Here is a 19,502-nt window from a genome sequence, read left to right on the forward strand (position 1 = left end):
TGGGAACGGCGCAAGACTAACCAGGCGTACCGGCGTTCGTGCCGCTCGAGGGGCTGGACTATCAAATCTGGGGATACCGGGTGTCTCCGGCGCGAACCTAGGCTTCCGCTACTCCGCCTCACCAGCCGCGAGGAGCTCGTCCGGTATGACTCAAGCAACGGCGCAGTTCGAGAAATGGGTGAGTGTCTCGCACCCCGCGCCGCAGAGCACCGTGCGGCTTGCGCCGTCCCGCTATCGCGATGGGCGGATACATACGGCGCCCGACCCTGAATTCCCGGCCGAGACGAGGGCGCTCGGCGGCACCGACGAGACGCTGCTCGTTCCTCGCTGACCGCGCGGCCGAGGTCATCGATCTGGTGGCCCGGCGGCTCGGGGGCACTTCCGGCCGATGAACGACGGACTGGATGCGGTGGCTCGGACTCTTCGAACGGCAAGGTGACACATGAGCACGATGCTCCTGCTGAATGGGCCCAACCTCGGCATATTGGGCCGCCGCGAGCCGGCGATCTACGGCACCGACACCCTGGCCGACATCGAGCAGGCGGTCGCCGACGAGGTGAGCGAGCAGGGCTGGAAGGTCCTGTCCCTGCAACGGGACTCGGAGGGTGAACTGGTGAGCGCCATCCACGAACACGGCCCCGACAGCGTCGGCGCGGTGGTCAACCCAGGCGCTCTCATGATCGCCGGCTGGAGCCTGCGCGACGCGCTCGCCAGCTACGAGCACCCGTGGATCGAGGTGCACCTGAGCAACGTGTGGGCGCGGGAGCAGTTCCGGCACGAATCGATCATCGCCCCGCTGGCCTCCGGGCTCGTGGTCGGCCTGGGCGCGTACGGCTACCGCCTGGCGGCCCGCGCCCTGCTGCACGTAACCGGCGCGTCCCGGTAACGGATCCCCGGAGCGGCCAGACACCGTCAACAAGATCACGACAACGTGCTTCGCGATCACGGACCCGTGCGTCGGGAGGACCCCGCGCCAACAGGAGACAGACATGAGCAGCTTGTCCCGAGCCGTGCTGGACGGCGCGTCCGCCACGGAGATCGAGGCCGCCCCGGTGCCCGCCACCTACCTGGCCCTGCATCTGCGGGCTGAGGACACCGACATGTTCAAGGGGGTGGCCGACAAGGACGTCCGCAAGTCGCTGCGTCTCGGCCAGGTTCCCATGCCGGAGTTGGCGCCCGACGAGGTCCTCGTCGCGGTGATGGCCAGCTCCATCAACTACAACACGGTCTGGTCGGCCATGTTCGAGCCGATCCCGACCTTCCACTTCCTCAAGCAGAACGCCCGGCAGGGCGGCTGGGCGGCACGCCACGACCAGCCCTACCACGTGCTCGGCTCCGACTGCTCCGCCGTCGTGGTACGCGTCGGCACCGGCGTACGGCGCTGGAAGCCGGGCGACCACGTCACCGTCCACCCCGTGCACGTCGACGACCAGCAGCCCGAAACTCACGGTGACGGCATGCTCGGCTCCGAACAACGGGCTTGGGGATTCGAGACCAACTTCGGCGCCCTGGCCGAGTACGGGATCGTCCGGTCCACCCAACTGCTGCCCAAGCCCGCCCACCTGACGTGGGAGGAGGCCGCGGTCAACCCCCTGTGTGCGTCAACCGCCTACCGGATGCTCGTCAGCGACCGCGGAGCCCATATGAAGCAGGGCGACATCGTCCTGATCTGGGGGGCCTCCGGGGGCCTCGGCTCGTACGCCATCCAGTTCGTCAAGAACGGCGGCGGCATCCCGGTGGCTGTCGTCAGCTCCGCGCAGAAAGAGGCGGCGGTGCGCGCCCTCGGCTGCGACTTGGTGATCAACCGCACCGAGCTGGGCATCACCGACGAGATGGCCGACGACCCCCGGCTCGTCCTCGAGACCGGCAGGAAGCTCGCCAAGCTCGTCGTCGAGAAGGCCGGCCGGGAACCTGACATCGTGTTCGAGCACACCGGCCGCGTCACCTTCGGGCTCTCCGTGATCGTGGCACGACGCGGCGGCACCGTGGTGACCTGCGGGTCCAGCTCCGGCTACCTGCACACCTTCGACAACCGATACCTGTGGATGAAGCTCAAGAAGATCGTCGGCAGCCACGGAGCCAACTACGAGGAGCAGCAGGCCACCAACCGGCTGTTCGAGAGCGGCGCCGTCGTCCCGGCCATGTCGGCCGTCTATCCGCTCGCCGCGGGCGCCGAGGCGTGCCGGATCGTCCAGACCAGCCGGCAGGTGGGCAAGGTCGCGGTGCTCTGCATGGCACCGGAACCCGGGCTCGGGGTGACCGACCCCGAACTGCGCGGCCGGATCGGGGAGGACCGGCTCAACCCGCTGCGCGGTCTCACCGCCGGCCCCGATTCCAGGGAGCTCTGAAACGTGACCACGGCCCCGCCGGTACGACATGTCGACTTCCGCACTCTTCCCGATGCCCTGTGGCACCGTGGCGAGCGGCAGCCGGACAGAACCGCTTATGTCTTCCTGAAGGACGGCGAGGACGCCACGGAGTCGCTGACCTACGGGGAACTCCACGAGGCGGCGTGTCGCCGGGCCACGACGCTCAGCGCCGCGGGGCTCACAGGCCGTAACGCTGTCCTCATGTATCCCTCGGGCCTGGAGTTCGTGCGGACGTTGCTCGGCTGCATGTACGGCCGGGTGGCGGGCGCCCCGGTCCAGCCGCCACGTCGTCGCGCCGAGGTGGAGCGGCTACGCCGTATCGCTGACGACGCCGGCACCTCGACCGTCCTGACCACGACCGACGTCATCCGCGACCTGCGCGAGCGCTTCGCCGACCTGCCCGCCCTCGACGGGCTCGACCTGGTGGCCACCGATGACCCGGGCGCGCTCCACACAGGAGACCCCGGTACGCCGGAACGCTTGCCCGACCCCCAGGACATCGCGCTGCTCCAGTACACGTCCGGTTCCACCGGGCACCCCAAGGGCGTCATGGTCAGCCACGCGAACTTCCTCGCCAACGTGGTCGAAACCGATGAACTCTGGCCGTGCGAGCCCCGTGGAACCGTGGTGAACTGGCTTCCGCTCTTCCACGACATGGGGATGCTGTTCGGTGTCGTCCTGCCGCTGTGGGCGGGCATTCCCTCGTACCTGATGGCCCCTGAGTCCTTCATCCGCCGACCCGCACGCTGGCTGGAGGCGCTGTCCAGGTTCGGCGGCACCCACTCGGCCGCACCGAGCTTCGCCTACGAACTGTGCGTGCGGGCCGCGGAAAGCGGCATGACCGCAGGCGTGGGCGACCTGTCGAGCTGGCGAGTGGCCGTCAACGGCGCCGAGCCCGTGCGGTGGAGCGTGGTCCGGGCCTTCACCGACACGTTCGCCCCTCATGGCTTCGACCCGATGGCCATGTGCCCCGCCTACGGGCTCGCGGAAAACACCCTCAAGGCCACCGGCACCCGGGCGGACCGTGAGCCCATGGTGCTGTGGCTGTCCGCCGAAGCACTCCGGGAGGGCAGGGCGCAACCCGTCGGGGAACGCACCGACAGCGCCGTCCCGGCAGTTGGCAGCGGACGTGATGTCGCCGGCACTCACGTACGTATCGTGGACCCCGTCACCCGGCAGCCCTGCACGCCGGGCCATGTGGGGGAGATCTGGATCTCCGGACCGTGCGTCGCGGACGGCTACTGGGGCCGCCCCGCCGCCAGCGAGGACACCTTCCGTGCCCGCGTCGCCGACGACCCCGATGACGCCACCCCGCACCTGCGCACCGGCGACCTCGGCTTTCTGTATGACGGCGACCTGTACGTCACCGGGCGGATGAAGGACGTCATCATCCGCAGGGGCCGCAACCACTACCCGCAGGACATCGAACTGTCCGCCGAGCGCGCCGTGCCGGGGCTGCAACCCAACTGTGCGGCCGCCTTCTCGCTCGACGACGGGGAGCGCGAACGACTGGTGGTGGTCGTCGAGGCCGGCGGACGGGTCCTGGCGGCCCTGGGCGCCGATGGTCTGTGCGAGCGCGTGCGCGAAGCGGTACGGGCGGAACAGCGGATCACACCGGACGACATCGTCGTCGTACGCCGCGGCCAGCTGCCGAAGACCTCCAGCGGCAAGGTACAGCGGCGGGCATGTGGCTCGCTCTACCAGGACGGTGAACTGACCCGCCTGGTCCCGTCCGGCCGGGAGGCGTGATGGCGCGTCTTCGCACAGCCGCGGGTCCTGCCCATGCGAGGATCCAGGGCGCCGGCGTGTACCGGCCGTCGCGGGTCGTGACCAACGACGAGATCTGCGCGCGCATCGATTCGAGCGACGAGTGGATCCGCCGCCGCTCCGGCATCGTCACACGGCACTTCGCCGGCTCCGACGAGACCGTCGTCATGATGGGGGCGGAAGCGGCCCGCAAGGCGCTGGCCCAGGCCGGTACCGACCCGGGCGACGTGGGCCTCGTCCTGCTGGCCACGACCTCCTTTCTCGAGCAGGTGCCGCCCGCGGCCCCGCGCGTCGCCCACCTGCTGGGGACCCAGGCGGCGGCCATGGACGTCGGCGCGGCCTGTTCGGGCTTCTCCTACGGCCTGGCGCTGGCCGGCTCCGTCGTCCGCTCGGGCGAGGCCCGGTTCGTCGTGGTCATCGGCTCGGAGCGGATGAGTGACATCGTCGATTCGGCGGACCGGGGCAGCGCCTTCCTCTTCGGCGACGGCGCCGGCGCGGTCGTCGTGGGCCCGTCCGACACACCCGGCCTCGGCCCGGTGGTCTGGTCGTCCGACGGAGTTCAGCACCGGGTGATCGCCCACGACCGCTCCTGGCTGGACACCCGTGACGGGTCCGGACCGTGGCCGACCCTGACCATGGCCGGTCCGGAGGTGTTCCGCTGGGCGACCCGGACGGTCCCGGAGATCTCCCGGCAGGCGCTCGACGCGGCGGGGCTGGATGTCGCGGACCTCGCCGCTTTCATCCCCCACCAGGCCAACGCCCGGATCGTGGACTCCGTCGCCAGGTCGCTGGGCCTCGCCCCGCACACCGCGGTGGCCAGAGACGTCGTACGGGCGGGGAACACCTCGGCGGCCTCGGTCCCGCTCGCCATGGACGCCCTGCTGGCCCAGGGCGGGCTCTCCCGCGGCGATCCGGCGCTGCTCGTGGGCTTCGGCGCGGGACTCACCTGTGCGGCCCAGGTAGTGACCCTGCCCTGACGCTTCCTCGTGGCGACATCGGTAACCGATGTATTTTCAAGACCTTTACGGGCCGGACGCGAGGAGGGCATGTGGAACGCGGCGAGGTTTGGTCGGCTCAGTTCGACGAGGAACGACCTGTCGTGCTGCTCCAGGGAGGCGCAGGGCCGGAATTCCCGGCCATGCAGATCGTCGAACCGGTTACCCCGGCGCAGAAGCTCGGATTCGTCTGGATGTCCGGCGAGCAAGCCGCCGATGCCGACGAGCGACGCCGGATCGTCGAGGAGTTCGGGCCCGAAGCGCTCATCGGCATCGAGGTCTTCTTCGGAGCCGAGGAGGGTCTGGCGGAGAGCGGCGTGGTCCGAGTGGTGCTGCCCAGGGCCGGGAAAGTCTTCTGCACCTGGAGGACGACCGTCGGCGAGGAGTCGCTGACCAAGCGGATCGGTGCTCTATCCCCGGCCAAACAACACGAGCTGGACATCGCCCTGGCACTCGCCGACGGTCAGTGGGCTGCCGCGGACACAACCCGGTGAACGGGGTCGTTCAGGACGACTCCTGATGCCGTGTGCGTACCGGCCGCAGCAGTGCGCTTTCAGCCGTTGCGGGGCGGCTCTTTCACCAGTTCGAGGACCCGCTTCTGCACCGCGTCAGATGCCTTGGCCAGTGAGCCGGAGTCGAAGGGGGGCTGTGGGTCGTACTCGATCCACAGCTGAATCGCCTGGGCGGTCACTTCGTCGGTCAGTAAGGCGGCCAGAGTGAGGGCCATGTCGATGCCGGAGGATACGCCGGCCGAGGTGATGACCTTGCCCTGCCGGACCGTACGTTGGGGGGTGTAGGCAGCGCCGTACGACTCCAGTGCTTCCGCCCCGCTCCAGTGGGTGGTGGCGGTCAGGCCCTTCAGCAGACCTGCGGCGCCCAGCACCAGGGACCCGGTGCAGACCGAGGTGGTGAACCGGGTGCGGGCGTGGATACGGCGCACCCAAGCGAGGAAGTCGGCATCGGCCACCATGGCCTCGACGCTGCGCCCGCCCGGGATCAGCAGGACATCACAGCGCTCCACTTCGGAGTACGTGGCCGGGACGTACGTCGGCAGTGACCCCAGCGCATCCTTCACCGGGCCCTTCTCGGCTCCGACGAACCGTACGGAGGCGCCGGGCATGTAGGCGAGGACTTCGTAGGGTCCGATCACGTCGAGCGGTTCGTAGCCGTCGTAGAGCGGGATCACGATGTCCATGTCGGCTTCCTCTTTCCCGGATGACCCCACGGTGCGGATGTCGGATTGCGGCGCGGACGCTGCCGCCGCACTGGCGGCGAGCGGCAGCGCGGCCGCAGCGGCCATGCCGGTCCCGAGGACAGCGCGCCGGGACACGGCGGCTGTTCGAGCGCGCTTGGGTTTGCTTGTCATGGCTAGATAGTCGGCCGCGGCCCCACGTCAGTTCCCGTACGCGCCTGGCTGAGCCCTCGGATCTCAAAAGGTGAAGGGTGCGGCTCTCCTGAAGGGAATTCTGACCCGCGGCTTTGTCCGATTGCGGTTACCGCGTTGCGGTGGCCAGTGCCACGCGGATGGTGTCCTCGTCGGCCGGTTGGCCCTTCTCGTTCGAGAACGGCCCGTAGGGAGTCCCCCATACCGGCGTGCCTGTCGCCTGCCGCCAGCCATCGGCCAGCGGTCCCGCGTCCACCACGCTGTACCCGATGGACTCGATGAATTCGGTTACCGCCGCCTTCGCCGGTGCGGAGTCCCCGGCGATCGGCAGGTAGGAGCGGTCGGACGCCCCCTCGGGGCGGGCGAGTGACAGCAGGTGCTTGTAGAAGATGTTGTTGAACGCTTTCACGAGCACGGCGTCCGGGATGTACCGCAGCAGCAGCTCGCTCGAGGTGACCGACTTGCTGTCAAGCTCGGGGATGTGCCCGTCGCGCTCGGGGCCGTAGTTGCACGTGTCGATGACCGTCTTGCCGGCCAGTGGCGCGGCGGGCAAGACGGGGAATGCCTTGACCGGCACCGTGACCACGATAATGTCGCCGGCCGCCGCGGCCTCCCCGCTCGTCGCCGCGGACGCCCGCGGCCCCAGTTCTGCGGCCGTGTCCGCGAGCGTTTGGGGACCGCGCGAGTTGCTGAGCACGACCTGGTGCCCGGCCTCGATGGCGAGCCGCGCGATGGTACTGCCGATGTATCCGCTTCCGATGAATCCCACAGTCGTCATATTCTCGGCTTCCTCCAGAAGAGATGTATTCCTGTAATTTGCCGGACCCGCTGCGATTCGAGCCCCTGCCGTCAGCTGGCGGGGAAGTAATGGCCGTTGCCCAGGTCGGCGAGCAGGCCGGGCTGAGCGGGTTCCCAGCCGAGGGTGTGGCGGGTGATGAGGCTGGACGCCGGGAGGTCCAGCGTGACCACAGCCGTGAGGACCCCGAAATATCCCGGCAGCATCAGTTCGTCCGCGGGAACGCTCACGGCGGGCAGGCCCAGACGGCTGCCAATGGCCTCGGCGATCTCGCGGAACGGGATGCCCCCGTCCTCAACCGCGTGCCAGTATCTGCCGGCCGGACCCTTCTCCAGCGCCAGGCGGAACACCGAGGCCGCATCGCGGACGTGCACGGCGCCCCACAGGTTCGCGCCGTCCGCGGGGTAGCCGGCGAAGCCCTTCTCCTTCGCGACCGCGATCAGGGTGGGGAGGAAACCGGCATCGGTCGTGCTGTGCATGATGGGGGGAATCCGCACGACAGAAGACCGCACTCCCCGCTCGGCGAGGCCGACTACGGTGGCTTCCACGACGTTACGAGCCCGCAGGGTGCCCTTGTGCTCATCTCCGACGGGAAGGGCCGGGTCCTCCTCGGTGGCCGGTCGGCCCAGGTTCCCCCCGTTCCCGGGCGAGCCTATGCTCCCCGCCGCGACCAGCGGCTTTCCGGTTCCCGCGAGTGCCTCGCCGTACGCAAGCACGACCGCGAGCTCCGCGGCGGACACGGCGTCCATCCCGCCGGACGGAAGCAGGTCTTGCCTGTGCGCGACGTGGATGACTCCGTCGGAGTCCGCGGCTGCCTCCTTCAGCCCGTCGAGATCCTCGAGGTCGCCGCGGCGCACCTTCGCACCGAGCGCGGACACCGCCGCCGCGGCCGTGTCCGACCGGGCCAGGCCGGTGACCTCGTGCCCGGCGGCGATGAGCTCGGGGATGATGTACGAACCGGAATGGCCGGTCCCGCCAGTGACCAAAACGCGCATGCTGCTGCTCCTGTGAGTGATGTGGCGCGAGACGTGGTGGTGCGGGTGCGCTCAGCTGAGCATGCTGACGCCGAGGAAGAAGTTGGTGTGCTTGACGGAGTGGGCGACGAGGCCGAGCTCCAGCAGGCCGGCGTTCTCCAGTGCCCGCGCCATCGGCAGCTGCCCGGTGTCCATCGGGCGCAGTCCCAGGCTCTCGATGAACGTCGACACGCGTGCCTTTGCCTGGGCGTCGTCGCCGGCGATGAACACGTCCAATGGGCGGCCATCGGCTGTGCCGGCGGCCAGGACATTGGAGAACAGGGTGTTGAACGCCTTGACGACATGCGCGCCGGGGGCGGCCTTGGCGATCTCCTGCGCGCCGGAACTGCCCTCGGGGGTGACAAGGCCCCTGAAATCGGGGGAAACGGGGTTGGTGATGTCGATGACGACCTTCCCGCGCAGTGCGTCCCCGTACTCGCCTACCACCGCCGCCGCGCTGGCGTACGGCACGGCGAGGATAACGATGTCCCCGGCCGGGGCGGTGCCGGCCGTCCCAACAGTGGCGCCGCCGAGCGCGGAGGCCAGTTCCTTGGCCTTGGCCGGGTCGCGGCCGATGATCTCAACGGAGTTGCCGCCGGCGAGCGCCCGAACGGCCAGGGCGCCGGCCATGTTCCCCAGGCCGATAATGCTGATGCTGCTCATTGGTGTGCCTGCTTTCTGGAGCTGGACAGGACGCCATTCCCGCCCCGTCGTTGTCAACGGTCGTGTCGACGATGCCGTCGAATGGCGCGATGGACCGGGCTGAATTCCTGATGTGCTCATTCTGCTTCTGGACTGCTATCAAATCCCGATGCCGAATTCTTATGCCGAATTCTCGGCTCCATCGGATCCCTATTGAGGCTGCCATTGGCATGAGCAAGTGTCCAAGACCTCTTTCGACCGTTGCGATACCCTGAAGGCATCGCCGGACCGGGAGGCTCCATGGATCTGGACCTGCGCAAGTTGCGCTACTTCGTCGCCGTCGCCGACAAGCTCCACTTCGGCCGCGCCGCCGATGAGCTGCACATCGCGCAGCCCGTGCTCAGCCGGCAGATCCGCGCGTTGGAACAGGATCTCGGCACCCTGCTGCTGACAAGGGACAGCCACGGCGTGGAGCTGACCGACGCCGGCAAGCAACTGCTGACCGACGCCGGCCCGCTGCTGGCCTCCGCGCATGCGGTCCGCCGCCGGGTGACCGTGGCCGCGCGGGGCAGCCAGCGACTCATGGTCGGCTTCCGGGCAGGCATCGCGGTCACCCCGGCGGTGCGGCTGTTCGGCGACCGGCACCCGGACGTTCTGGTGGACGTGCAGCGGATCGAATGGGACGACCAGGCGCCGATGCTGCTCGACGGCCGCATCGACGTCGGCTATGTGCGGCTGCCCATCGACGAGGCCGGCCTGCGCGTCGCCCCGCTATACACCGAGCCGCGGGTGGCGGTGCTGCCCGCCGGCCACCGACTGGCCGGCCGGGAGCAGATCACCGAGGCCGACCTGGCCGGCGAGCCGCTGGTCTGGCATGCCGACACGAGCACGCAGCCCACCAGGCGCCCGCACCCGAACGCCGGGTACCTGGTGCGCGGGGTGGACGAGACGCTCGAGCATGTCGCGGCCGGCCGGGGCATCTCTTTCCTGGCCCGTTCGGCGACCGTGTTCTACTCACATCCGGACGTCAGCTATGTACCCGTCCCGGATCTGGCGCCCGACCAGGTGTGCCTCGCGGTGGCGGTATCGCGCACCTCGCCGCTGGTCGCCGACTTCTTCACCGCGGCTCAGGCGGCCGCCGAGATCACGGCAGAATGCGGGAACTATGAAATGTGGCAGCTCGGAAGCGGTGCCGTCGCAGAACACGGTTGAGCGGCTCGGCTGACAACAACAGCGCCAACAGAGGGCACGAGTCCACGGCAATGGCGAAGACATTGAGCTCGGGGGCGGAGCTGGTGTTCGCGCACAATGAGAATGGCAGGCTGGTCAAACATCTTCCAGTCTTGCTTCCCGGCCCAGTCGACGGATGATTCCAGCGTCCGCCTTCTTCGCCCAGAAGCATGGGGCGCTACAGAACGAACGGGCACTGCTCAAACCAGGTGGAAGCCCTGCTCGCTGCGCGCGATCCACGGGAGTTCGTCAACGGCAGGCAGGAGTTGACCGTGGACGTGCCTGATGTCGCCGATGGGACGGTTGTCGCGTGGAAGTGGCGGCCGATGACGACAGGCTGCTGCCGTCCGCCAGCGCCGTGGATGTGGAGACAGGCCACACTGGCAGACGCAAAATCCTGCGCAATGACGGGGACGGACGCTACGGGCGCTGTTCGTGTGTCAGAGAGACGGCACGGTGGATGGCGCGGACAGCTGTTCCGGTGATCTGGCCGGTTTGAACGACCGCCCCATGCTGTACTGCACCGTTGATCACATTGCTGACGCCGGGCGACTTCTGGCCCGCGAGCGTACTGCCACTCGGCCGAGATGCCCCGCACGGCGTTTCAGGGCCCGGAACTGTCACCTGTTGCGCTGTTCATGTCGAAGTCATCGTTGAATGGGGTCGTGGGCGCGTCGAAGAGACGTAACAACTCTTCTGCCGTTTCATGACGATCTTGGGTGACGAGGATTTCGGCGATCTGCCGGGTGAGGATTCCGCGCCGGACATCGCCGGCTTCCAGCCCCATTCCCTGGAGGAACGCGTCGAAGTGGTCTGCCGTGGAGCCCGTCTGTCCCAGAGGCTGGTCGGCTGTTCCAAGGCTGTCTGCTTCTTCAGGTTCCGCGTCTTCGGCATTCGGCGGTGAGAGGAGATGCAGGAGGCGCTCAGGAACGTCGGTGTCATTGGCCGCTGAGGTCAGCTGGGCGAGGAGGCCAAGGTCCTCCACGGCCTTGTGCACCTGATCGTCGTTCTTGGCCAGCCACCACACGACGGCGCTGCCGGTGTCCTTGAGTACGTCGTCGCCCAGGTATTCGCGTTTGCTCTGCTCGTACTTCCTCTGGTGCTCCCAGACGGCCTTGTCCTTGCGTACCGAGGCAAGACTGCTCAGACGTTCCTGATCGTGTTCGGAGAGAGTGAGGGTGATGGCCTCGGCCATGGCTTGGAGGTGTCCCGTGGGCTCCGGTTGCATCCTGCTCAGCGCACCGCTGAGTTCGTGCTGGACGAACGAGGCCCAACCGGGTTCACGATCCTTGGTTATCGCGCGGGCGCGTTTGAGGACTGCTTCGACCGCCAGCCCGGCAGGGTTGACGATCGGTTCTTCCGCTGGTTTGCCCGTCGGGCACCAGCGGACGGTTGCGGAGAACAGGAAGTCGTAGTCCTCCCAAGCGCTCGGCAGCGAGACATGCGAGATCTGCTCCTCCCTGCGCTCTACGGGCACCGGCGGGAGGTAGGGCGTCAGCTCGGGGGGTAAGGACCGACGGCGGATGCCTGCGATCTTTGTGATCAGCAGAGGAACGCCGAGGAGCAGGGCAACCAGTGCGGACCAGGCCCACCATGGCCAGTTGCCGCATATGGCGACGATGGTGAGCAGCAGGCCACAGAGGACGGTGAGGAAGACGGTCACTGTCTTGGCGCCGGATGTCATGATGTTGTTTCCTCGGAAGTGTGTCGTGGTGACTGCTGCGGTATGCCCTGAGCTGTGGAGATCTTCCGCAAGAGGAGATCGGTGAGGGCAGAGCCGTGTTCTCTGCCACCGGGAGCCGTGAGTTCTGCCCTCCGTGCGGTCGCGTACAGGGCTCCGAACACCTCTCCTCGACCGGCTGCGCCGCTGACCAGGATGTCGAGGAGGGGGTCTGTGTGATGTTCGTCGGAGCCTGCGGTGTGCAGCCAGTGCCGCACATGCTTCTCCCACGCGGATAACGGGAGTTGGCCGAACACCATGCCCCACCCCGCGATCAGCTGATCACGGACGATGGTTTCACCGAGGAGAGAGTGGGCGCGTCCGCCCAGGTGCGTCAGGGCTGCGGGATCAGAAGTCTTGAGGAAGAGGTCAATGTCCGCCGACCAGGAGGTGGGGCTCTTGACGAGCCGGTGCAGCATGCGTCGGCGCAAGCGGTGGTCCTCCTGCATCAGTCGACAGAGAGCATCACGTGCGCGAGTGGTGCGGCGCTCCCGCCTGGCCAGGTGATGGAGGCGGACCAGTGCCTGGTCTGGGTGTTGTACCGCGATCACTTCGGCGCATACCTCGACGAGGACCTGCGCGAGTGGTTCGCCCAGCCGGCTGTTTCTGGACCAGTCGTAGATCTTGTCCCGGAAGGAGCGGCCGTGCCGTTCGTCGAGAAGACCGCGTTCCAGTGCCTGTGCGGCTGACCGCAACCGTCGCGCGGTGGTGGGCACCGCGGTCCACTGCTCCGCGAGTGTCGCCAGCTCCTCACACCGGCCGGTGCGCAAGTATTGGTCCGACAGGTGCTGTACCACGTGGTGGCGGTCGTCCGGGGACAGCGCCGGGTCGGTGAGCTCTACGGTCCGCCCTACCCAGGTACCCAGGTGCTCGCGGAGGTCGGGCCTGTGGTCCCAGAAATGAGTTCGGACCGCGGTGTCGTACTCGAGTTCCTTGAAGCGCACTGCCCCGTGCTGGGTGAGTCCGGCGGACACTTCTTCCAGCCGCATGGCCAGGTCCGCGTGTTCCAGGAGCGGGCGGTCGTCCTTGGGATGGTCGACGGCATGTAGCAGGAGGGTGGTGGCGCTGTGTATGGCGTCGGAGTGGGCTCCGTGCAGCATGGCCGTGGTCAGCAGCAGCGCCCGCTGCGGTCCTCCGATCATGGCGGCGACATGCTTCGCGACCTGCGGACCTCGGTCGGCCATGGCTGCGCGGGCGATTTCACACCAGTCGATGAAGCTGTCCTCGGATGGAGCGGCTGCCTGTGCCCGCACGATCAAGCTGGCGAATTCGGCGATTTCCCTCATCGGTCGTGGTGTGTCCAGGAAGTCGGACACGGCCGGAGCCGAATGGGCCCGGTCGGCCTGCTGAAGGCCGTCTTGGCGTAGGTGGCGCAGCAGCACCTCCATGCCTCGCGGGCGATAAATCTCCACGCGGTGCCGATCGAGCTCCACCGGCAAGCGGTCCGTCCGACGCGAGGGCAGGACGACCACGAGGTGCGCGCGGTGGTCGACTACCGTCTTGCGGAAGGACGGAAGCTCCTCCAGCACTTCCGCCCATCGCGATTCGTCCGCGGCTACCAGGTCCAGCAGCAGTCGGTCCTCGTCCCCGACCAGGTCGGGATCGAGGAGGGATTCGCCTTCCTCACCGGGCAGCAGCTCGTGGAATGAGCCGACATCGCGGCGTAGCTCGTGAAGAAGGACGCGGGCCGCTGACGTTCTCCCGCTACCGGAGGCGCCATCGAGCAGGACGGTGCTGGTCTCGGCCAGCATGTGGCGTGCCTCGCCGAATCCGCTCGGATAGACGAACCGCTGCCAGAGCCAGAGAAGTTGGTCTTCGGCGAGGCGCCGTGGGTTGCGGCCTTGGCGGTCCTTCCCGAACGCTTCGAAGATGAGGTTGATCTGGTCTCCGAGGCCACTGTGGACCGGGCCGCGTGGGTCGTGGATCCGTGATTCGGCGGAATCGCTCACCGGTCGTCGCCCTCGCGGCGGGGGCCATTACCGAAGCGCTGGTGAATGCCTCCCTGATTGTCCCCTTCGAAATACGTCATACCGTCGCCGGAGAAGTGCCGCCCGCCGGAGATGTGGCGTGAGTTGTTGTAGATGTCGCCTTTTCCCGTGTGAACCGGGCCCGAGCTGTCTTTGATCACGGTGCCCACATCCCCGGTGATGTCCCGGCTCTGTATCACCGGGCCGTTGACCTCCCCCGTCGCATTGCTCACCGCGTCGGCCCCGGGGGAGGGCCGGTCGTGGCGCTCGTGTGCCTTGAGCGATGGCACCATGTCGGCGACCACGTCGCCGAGGCGCCTGAGATCCGCCACCGCGTTCTGCATGTCCAGGCGGACGGATTGCACCTCAGCGAGCCGCTCCAGCTCGGGCGGAAGATCGGCTCCATTCAGCCGTTCCGTCTTCCGTCCCTCGAGTACGGGGACGACCGGTACTCCGCACTCGAACGCCTCGAGGATTTCCCTGCGGACCCAGTCGTCCGGCCGACGCAGCTCAGCGAAACGTGTCCACGCGGACCCGATCACAGCCAGCAAAAGAGCGCTGCGTCGAACGCTTCGGAGTAACTCCTCGGGGTAGCGCGCGCCGGGTGGGATGGATTCCGAGGCGCGGAACGCACTGTTCTCCCCGAAGCGGTATGACAGCTCCCTCTTGATCAGGGCAGCCGTCTTCTCCCCGTCGCCCGTACGGTAGTTGATGAATACCTCGGCCATGGTGGCCCCTTTCTCATGGGGTGATGAGACGTAAGGAAGTGCCGAGCTGCGGTGCCAGTGCGCGGACCGATGGATTGCGTGGGTGGCGGCCCAGAGTGTGTGCGAGACGACGCAGGTCGGCTGAGATGGTCGCGGAACTCACTGCGGCGGCACCACCGAGCAATTGGGTTGTCAGGTCACAGGCTTGCTCGATGTCGCCAGCGGCCGCATGCGCGAGAGCGCGGCGCACCCCGTAGCGGACCTGAGTGCGCAGAGCGTGTGGGGGAACTCGCGCCAGCTGTTGATCGAGGGTCTCGGCTGCCTCGCGTGGACGCCCCAGGTCGTAAAGACACCAGCCGGTGATCATGCCTACCGGATCGGGTAGATGCATGGTTCCGATGACGGGTGTGCCGGAGTCCGGGGTATGGCGGTCGAGCAGCTCGCGGGCTCGGTCGAGGGCGCGCAGACAAGCGTCTCGGTCGCCGGCGATCGCGTGTCCCTGGGCTTCACGTTGGGCGGCAAGCCCTCGAATGCGTGGGGGAAGGGTGCTGTCCTGGGCCTGCCGGGCCAGCGCGATGGTCTCCTTCGCGTCCTCGTGGTACAGCGTGACCAGGGCCCGGCGCACCAGGGCGTACCCGGCCAGATGCCGGTCACCGCCGGCGGCTGCCAGGTCGACGGCACGCTGTGTCCACCACAACGCGGCTCGTTCGTTGCCGGACTCCTGTACCAGCCAACCGACGTACTCGGCATACCGGGAGCCGAGCGCGAGCAACTGACGGCGGGTCCGCGGGTCGGCGTGGGTGGACGTCTCCCGCAGCGTGTGCGTCTGCGCGATGAGGCCGGGGAGGAGGAACTCCGGACTGACCGTCTGGCCGAGGCGCCGATAGTGGTCGAACAGCGAACGGGACACCTCCAGCACTCGCGCGCCACCGGGTGTGGACAAGGCTTCCGAACCGCCGGCGCCCAGACCCATCAGCGAGGCGGCGCCCGCGCTCACCACCTGCCTGCGGGGCACGGACTTGAACCAGCTCTCGCCGTCAGTGGACAGCTGCATCAGCCATACCTCCTCGTCGAAACCATCTGGCTCCTCAGCCCGGGCGTCGGCGGACGGGACCGGCAGCAGTGCCACAAGCGCACCCCCGGCCTCGAGGGCGGCATCGCACAGACGAGCAAGGTCACGACTGGGAGTCTTGACCCCACGCTCGACCTTGCTCAGCTGCCCTTTGCTGTAGTGGACCCTCAGGGCCAGTTCCGTGAGGGTCAGGCCGGCATTGAGGCGTCGCTGCCGGAGTTCTTGCGCGAACGGAATGGACGGCATCTTCACACGCACCTCCGTACCCGTCCGTCCGGCGAGCGTGGATGCCGCACCACAGACTGCGGCAGAGCTCATCGGACGGACAAGGCGAACACGGGTGTTTCCCGTTTCCTCTTCTGGAGACAAGCGGAAGCGGTCCGGCCTGTCGAGATGGCACCGGCGACTGGGCGGGCTTGCCTGCGCGTCCTCCGTGAGCGAAGGCGGTTGCCCATGGCCCATCCTGTGGGTGCACGAGGCGTTCTCTCAGACGAGGCATCATGCCCGCAGATTCATCGGCACACGCCGACTGGCGACGGGACGGTCGGCCAGGCACCTGTGCAGGCGCTTGGCATGGTGCGCCAGCAAGACCGCAAATTGCCGAGGTGGCCGTGTCCTTGAGCTCCACCGAGCAGGTCGGTGTGGTTGGCGCGGCCGTCTCCCGTCTCGTCGACACACTCGCCGCGGGCAGCAATCGTGCCTTGGCCGCGATCCGCACCGCCCGCGCTCAAGCACGCGAGCACGCCTGGAAGTTGGCCGGCGCCTCGGCTCAGGACGCGGACGGGCAGGTGATCGTGGAGCTCGATGGGGTGCTCGTCATCGCGCGCTCCCACAAACAGGACGCACGACCACGGCCGCGGTGGGCCGGAGAACCAGTGGTGGGGGGCGCCGCACAGGGGAATGCGGGCCCCAACACCGCCAGTGATCACATCGATGCTGCCGGCTCGCGCTCGCCCAACTGCCCGAACGCTACCGGCGCGGACGGCAGACCCTCATCCGCTGCGATTCCGCCGGTGGCACCCGCGAGTTCGTGGCCTGGCTTGCCAAGCACGGACGGCGGCTGTCGCACTCGGTCGCCATGACCATCACCGACGCCGTCCATGCCGCTGTCCTGAAGAGCCCGGCGCGCGCGTGCCCCTCCGCGACGTCCCCGCCACCGCACCTTTGGGGACCACTGTCTCGCCCCGATCCTCCCCGGCACTGCGGACCTGGACTTGGACCTGGACTTCTGGGCGGAGTCCTTCAAACTCTCGGGCGGCAACATGCGCTCGATGGTGGCGGCCTACCTGACGGCGGAGTCCGCCGGCCCCCTGACGATGCCCCTCCCGATCTACGCGATCCAACGCGAATACCAGAAGCTGGGCCGCCTGACGCCGACCTCAGAGTTCGGGCCGTACGCGGTCCCGCTGGTGTGAGACCGGCACGGCTCGAGAGAGGCGGACGTCAGGAGAAGAACCTGAGAGCTCCTTCTGGATCTCCCTTCAGGAGCCCTTCGGCATCCTCCTTCGTGATCACTGGGTGACCGTACTGCGGGGCGTCCGTCAACCCCAGCCCCGGACGGCACAACCGGTATCCCCGGGCGCTTCCGTAACAGGCCACGCCGACCCCAGCAGTCTGCAAGCGCATGGTCACGCGCCACTCCAGCTCCTGCGAGAACTGCACCCGGCAGCCTTTCTCGACGAGCTTCGGAATGACCTCCCGGTACGAGACGTCGGACAATGGGTTTCCCGTCACATCAACCTGGAGCAGCGTCGGTACGTGCAGCAGGGGTGCGATGTCGGCAACGAAGTCACGTGGCATCGAGAAGTTGAGGATCGGAAGAGATTCAATCCCCGAGATGTCTCGCAGCGCGCTGTCCTCGATGCTCAGCATGCGAAGCTTTTCAAGCGACTCGATCTGCCTCACGGAAACAGGGTCGCATCCCACCATGATCAGCTGTTCAAGGGAGCGAAAATCCACGATCGGACCGAGGTCGCGCACGCGCTGCATCACCAACTCCGTCACCGATGCGCGCTCCTGCGAGGTGACCGGAAAACCGTGCCCGATCGCTCTGGTGATCGACCTGTCGAACTCGGGATCAACCTTGCCCATCGTCATCCCCGTTCAGTGGAATTAGGCTCACGCTCTCGCGAGGCGGACTGACCGAATCTTGATCAAAAATGTGGGAAGTTGCTTCTGACCTGCAACGACAGGACTTGCTGAGGGTCCTGTTGGTTGCGAGGGAGGCAGAACTTCCCAGGTGAAGAAGCGTATCGGGTCGTATCCGCGTGTCCGTGTCGAGGGCGGCGGCCGCCGGTGGTCTCCCAGGCCGGGGCCGTGCCGCTGGTGGAGACGAACCGCGAGGCCGGCCTTGATCAGGCGATATCTGCCGCGCTCGCCCCGTGGCACAGGCAGCGGGCCGTCCACGACCGGGGCAAGGTCGAGGAGTTGGCGGTGGACCGCGGGAACGGCAGTGACGCGGACGGTGTGGCCCGTGCCGCGTCGCACGGCCTGGCCGTGGTCGAGCGCGGCCCGTTCGACGTCGTCCAGCTCGGTGGTACGGAGAAGGTCCGCGGCCTTGCCGGGCATGTCGAGGGTGATGGGGAGCTTCGGGGCCGGGGCGGGTTCGTCGTCGGTGACGTGCTTGGGCAGGAGGTCGGCGACGGCGGTGCGCACGGCGCCGCGGCTGACGCTGTGCCTCGCGGGCCAGGGCGGCGAGGGACTGGCCCTCCAGGTATGCGGTGCGCCGTCCGGGAACCGTGGGGTACGCTCGCGCACGGCGGTCGGGTCGTCGTCTTGTCCGGGGACGACGTCCGGCGCCCACGGCGGCGCGGTACCGATGTTGCTCGCCCTGCGCGGGGTAATCCTCGGCGGTAAGCGGTGCGACCCCCGGACGCTGTGCGGCTGGGTTGCGCGGCGCGGTCACGGACGGCCCCGCCTGTCGAACGTGTACAGCATCACCGAGACCACGGTGCATGTCACCCGTCACCCCTTGGAGCCCGCCGACCTCGATGGCCCGCCCGGCAGCCCGATCGGGGTCCGCATCCCTGACCTGTGCACCTATGTCCTCGACGAGCGGATGAACCCGGTGCCGGAAGGGATCCCGGGCGAACTGTACGTCGGAGGCCCCGGGGTGACGCGCGGATACCTGGGACGGCCCGCACTGGCGGCATGGCGGTTTCTGCCCGACCCGTATGCCGGCTCGCCAGGAGCCCGCCTCTGCCGGACGGGCGACCTCGTGCGCCGGCGGCCGGGCGGGCGGCTGGAGTTCCTCGGCCGGGTGGACGACCAGGTCATGATCCGCGGTCACCGTGTCGAACCGGGCGAAGCGGAGGGCGCGTTGCGCGCCCAGCCGGGAGTGCGGGCAGCCGGGAGTGCGGACATGTGCGGTCGTCCCGTACGAGGACGTGGCCGACAGGTGTGCCCTGGCCGCGCATGTCGGACCGGCCGGGGAGGACCCGCCCGGTCGGCGGGACCGCGCGGCTTCCTCGCAAGGCGGCTGCCCGGCCGCATGGTCCCGGGTGCGTGCGTCGTCCTCGGCCGGTTGCCCCGCACCGCCAACGGCGAGGTGGACCGTGCGGCCCTGCCCGTCGCGGAGGTGGCCACCGCACGGTCCAACGCGCCCCGCAGCGGTGCGGAGGCCGCCCTCTCGGACATCTGGGCCTATGTGCTCGGCCTCGACGAGGTCGGTGTCCACGACGACTTCCTCGACCTCGGCGGTCACTCGCTGCTGGCCGTGCGGATCACCAACCGGGTCAGGGATGAACGTGGCTTCCCGCTCACCGTCCGCGGGCTCTTCGAGCATCCGACGATCGAGGAGCTCGGTCGGCTGATCGGCGGTACCGGCGAGGAGAACTCACC

At 68.2% G+C, this 19,502-nt stretch carries 17 protein-coding genes and 3 pseudogenes; 11 read left to right on the top strand and 9 right to left on the bottom strand.

Annotation, left to right across the window (positions count from 1 at the left end):
• Positions 1–145 precede the first annotated feature (145 nt).
• The 6 genes from AB0E24_RS41315 to AB0E24_RS41340 all read left to right on the top strand — a co-directional run bounded on the left by AB0E24_RS41315 (position 146) and on the right by AB0E24_RS41340 (position 5,625).
• On the top strand, positions 146–331 hold the full coding sequence (locus AB0E24_RS41315; RefSeq protein ID WP_359384864.1) for a hypothetical protein: 186 nt from the start codon (positions 146–148) through the stop codon (positions 329–331).
• A gap of 111 nt (positions 332–442) precedes the next feature.
• Entirely contained in the window at positions 443–886 is a 444-nt protein-coding gene (locus AB0E24_RS41320; protein ID WP_069874191.1) for a type II 3-dehydroquinate dehydratase, read from the top strand.
• A gap of 103 nt (positions 887–989) precedes the next feature.
• On the top strand, positions 990–2,348 hold the full coding sequence (gene ccrA / locus AB0E24_RS41325) for a crotonyl-CoA carboxylase/reductase (protein ID WP_069874193.1): 1,359 nt from the start codon (positions 990–992) through the stop codon (positions 2,346–2,348).
• Positions 2,349–2,351: 3 nt separating this feature from the next.
• Entirely contained in the window at positions 2,352–4,118 is a 1,767-nt protein-coding gene (locus AB0E24_RS41330; protein ID WP_359384867.1) for a fatty acyl-AMP ligase, read from the top strand.
• Positions 4,118–5,113 carry a beta-ketoacyl-ACP synthase III gene (locus tag AB0E24_RS41335; RefSeq protein ID WP_359384869.1) on the top strand — a complete coding sequence of 332 codons (996 nt, stop codon included), beginning with the start codon at positions 4,118–4,120 and terminating at the stop codon, positions 5,111–5,113. Before AB0E24_RS41330 ends, AB0E24_RS41335 begins: the two co-directional genes overlap by 1 nt.
• 71 nt (positions 5,114–5,184) lie before the next feature.
• Positions 5,185–5,625 carry a hypothetical protein gene (locus AB0E24_RS41340; RefSeq protein ID WP_147965262.1) on the top strand — a complete coding sequence of 147 codons (441 nt, stop codon included), beginning with the start codon at positions 5,185–5,187 and terminating at the stop codon, positions 5,623–5,625.
• A gap of 59 nt (positions 5,626–5,684) precedes the next feature.
• Here the strand turns inward: AB0E24_RS41340 and AB0E24_RS41345 are convergent, their stop codons facing one another.
• The 4 genes from AB0E24_RS41345 to AB0E24_RS41360 form a co-directional block, all read right to left on the bottom strand.
• Complete coding sequence (locus AB0E24_RS41345) at positions 5,685–6,326, bottom strand: DJ-1/PfpI family protein (protein WP_359384872.1); 642 nt, start codon at positions 6,324–6,326, stop codon at positions 5,685–5,687.
• Positions 6,327–6,624: 298 nt separating this feature from the next.
• Entirely contained in the window at positions 6,625–7,284 is a 660-nt protein-coding gene (locus AB0E24_RS41350) for an NADPH-dependent F420 reductase (protein WP_435865383.1), read from the bottom strand.
• A gap of 80 nt (positions 7,285–7,364) precedes the next feature.
• Complete coding sequence (locus AB0E24_RS41355; RefSeq protein ID WP_069874204.1) at positions 7,365–8,306, bottom strand: SDR family oxidoreductase; 942 nt, start codon at positions 8,304–8,306, stop codon at positions 7,365–7,367.
• A 51-nt stretch (positions 8,307–8,357) separates the two neighbouring features.
• Entirely contained in the window at positions 8,358–8,987 is a 630-nt protein-coding gene (locus tag AB0E24_RS41360; protein ID WP_359384876.1) for an NADPH-dependent F420 reductase, read from the bottom strand.
• Between the two features lie 279 nt (positions 8,988–9,266).
• Here AB0E24_RS41360 and AB0E24_RS41365 point away from each other — a divergent pair, with 279 nt between their 5' ends.
• The gene (locus AB0E24_RS41365; RefSeq protein WP_069874208.1) at positions 9,267–10,178 is read left to right on the top strand and encodes a LysR family transcriptional regulator; all 912 of its coding nucleotides are present in this window, start codon (positions 9,267–9,269) and stop codon (positions 10,176–10,178) included.
• A 622-nt stretch (positions 10,179–10,800) separates the two neighbouring features.
• On the opposite strand, the gene AB0E24_RS41370 is transcribed toward AB0E24_RS41365, so the two are convergent.
• From AB0E24_RS41370 to AB0E24_RS41385, 4 genes are read right to left on the bottom strand one after another with little or no spacing between them, the layout of a single operon-like run.
• Entirely contained in the window at positions 10,801–11,880 is a 1,080-nt protein-coding gene (locus tag AB0E24_RS41370; RefSeq protein WP_359384879.1) for a hypothetical protein, read from the bottom strand.
• On the bottom strand, positions 11,877–13,865 hold the full coding sequence (locus tag AB0E24_RS41375; protein WP_359384881.1) for a hypothetical protein: 1,989 nt from the start codon (positions 13,863–13,865) through the stop codon (positions 11,877–11,879). The genes AB0E24_RS41370 and AB0E24_RS41375 overlap by 4 nt, the downstream gene beginning before the upstream one ends.
• Positions 13,862–14,611 carry a toll/interleukin-1 receptor domain-containing protein gene (locus AB0E24_RS41380; RefSeq protein ID WP_359384883.1) on the bottom strand — a complete coding sequence of 250 codons (750 nt, stop codon included), beginning with the start codon at positions 14,609–14,611 and terminating at the stop codon, positions 13,862–13,864. The genes AB0E24_RS41375 and AB0E24_RS41380 overlap by 4 nt, the downstream gene beginning before the upstream one ends.
• Before the next feature lie 13 nt (positions 14,612–14,624).
• Entirely contained in the window at positions 14,625–15,908 is a 1,284-nt protein-coding gene (locus AB0E24_RS41385; RefSeq protein ID WP_359384919.1) for a helix-turn-helix domain-containing protein, read from the bottom strand.
• A 410-nt stretch (positions 15,909–16,318) separates the two neighbouring features.
• Here AB0E24_RS41385 and AB0E24_RS41390 point away from each other — a divergent pair.
• Positions 16,319–16,806: pseudogene (locus tag AB0E24_RS41390) on the top strand (IS1380 family transposase); the annotation flags it as partial.
• Between the two features lie 70 nt (positions 16,807–16,876).
• The gene (locus AB0E24_RS41395) at positions 16,877–17,077 is read left to right on the top strand and encodes a hypothetical protein (protein WP_079256952.1); all 201 of its coding nucleotides are present in this window, start codon (positions 16,877–16,879) and stop codon (positions 17,075–17,077) included.
• A 28-nt stretch (positions 17,078–17,105) separates the two neighbouring features.
• Here AB0E24_RS41395 and AB0E24_RS41400 read toward each other — a convergent pair whose 3' ends face one another.
• Entirely contained in the window at positions 17,106–17,759 is a 654-nt protein-coding gene (locus AB0E24_RS41400) for a hypothetical protein (RefSeq protein ID WP_359384885.1), read from the bottom strand.
• Positions 17,760–17,901: 142 nt separating this feature from the next.
• On the opposite strand from AB0E24_RS41400, the pseudogene AB0E24_RS41405 reads away from it, so the two are divergent.
• Both AB0E24_RS41405 and AB0E24_RS41410 read left to right on the top strand, forming a co-directional pair.
• Positions 17,902–18,125 (top strand): annotated as a pseudogene (locus AB0E24_RS41405) (IS1380 family transposase); the annotation flags it as partial.
• A gap of 355 nt (positions 18,126–18,480) precedes the next feature.
• A pseudogene (locus AB0E24_RS41410) lies at positions 18,481–19,464 on the top strand (non-ribosomal peptide synthetase); the annotation flags it as partial.
• Positions 19,465–19,502 lie beyond the last annotated feature (38 nt).

The organism is Streptomyces malaysiensis subsp. malaysiensis, from assembly GCF_040653035.1.
Classification (GTDB): Bacteria; Actinomycetota; Actinomycetes; order Streptomycetales; family Streptomycetaceae; genus Streptomyces; species Streptomyces malaysiensis.

Excerpts from the sequence above, each read along its gene's own strand:
- AB0E24_RS41345 (WP_359384872.1), bottom strand. The coding sequence starts at position 6,326 with ATGGACATCGTGATCCCGCTCTACGACGGCTACGAACCGCTCGACGTG.
- AB0E24_RS41355 (WP_069874204.1), bottom strand. The coding sequence starts at position 8,306 with ATGCGCGTTTTGGTCACTGGCGGGACCGGCCATTCCGGTTCGTACATC.
- AB0E24_RS41370 (WP_359384879.1), bottom strand. The coding sequence starts at position 11,880 with ATGACATCCGGCGCCAAGACAGTGACCGTCTTCCTCACCGTCCTCTGT.
- AB0E24_RS41400 (WP_359384885.1), bottom strand. The coding sequence starts at position 17,759 with ATGACGATGGGCAAGGTTGATCCCGAGTTCGACAGGTCGATCACCAGA.
- AB0E24_RS41360 (WP_359384876.1), bottom strand. The coding sequence starts at position 8,987 with ATGAGCAGCATCAGCATTATCGGCCTGGGGAACATGGCCGGCGCCCTG.
- AB0E24_RS41365 (WP_069874208.1), top strand. The coding sequence starts at position 9,267 with ATGGATCTGGACCTGCGCAAGTTGCGCTACTTCGTCGCCGTCGCCGAC.
- AB0E24_RS41335 (WP_359384869.1), top strand. The coding sequence starts at position 4,118 with ATGGCGCGTCTTCGCACAGCCGCGGGTCCTGCCCATGCGAGGATCCAG.
- AB0E24_RS41380 (WP_359384883.1), bottom strand. The coding sequence starts at position 14,611 with ATGGCCGAGGTATTCATCAACTACCGTACGGGCGACGGGGAGAAGACG.
- ccrA (WP_069874193.1), top strand. The coding sequence starts at position 990 with ATGAGCAGCTTGTCCCGAGCCGTGCTGGACGGCGCGTCCGCCACGGAG.
- AB0E24_RS41315 (WP_359384864.1), top strand. The coding sequence starts at position 146 with ATGACTCAAGCAACGGCGCAGTTCGAGAAATGGGTGAGTGTCTCGCAC.
- AB0E24_RS41385 (WP_359384919.1), bottom strand. The coding sequence starts at position 15,908 with ATGCCGTCCATTCCGTTCGCGCAAGAACTCCGGCAGCGACGCCTCAAT.
- AB0E24_RS41320 (WP_069874191.1), top strand. The coding sequence starts at position 443 with ATGAGCACGATGCTCCTGCTGAATGGGCCCAACCTCGGCATATTGGGC.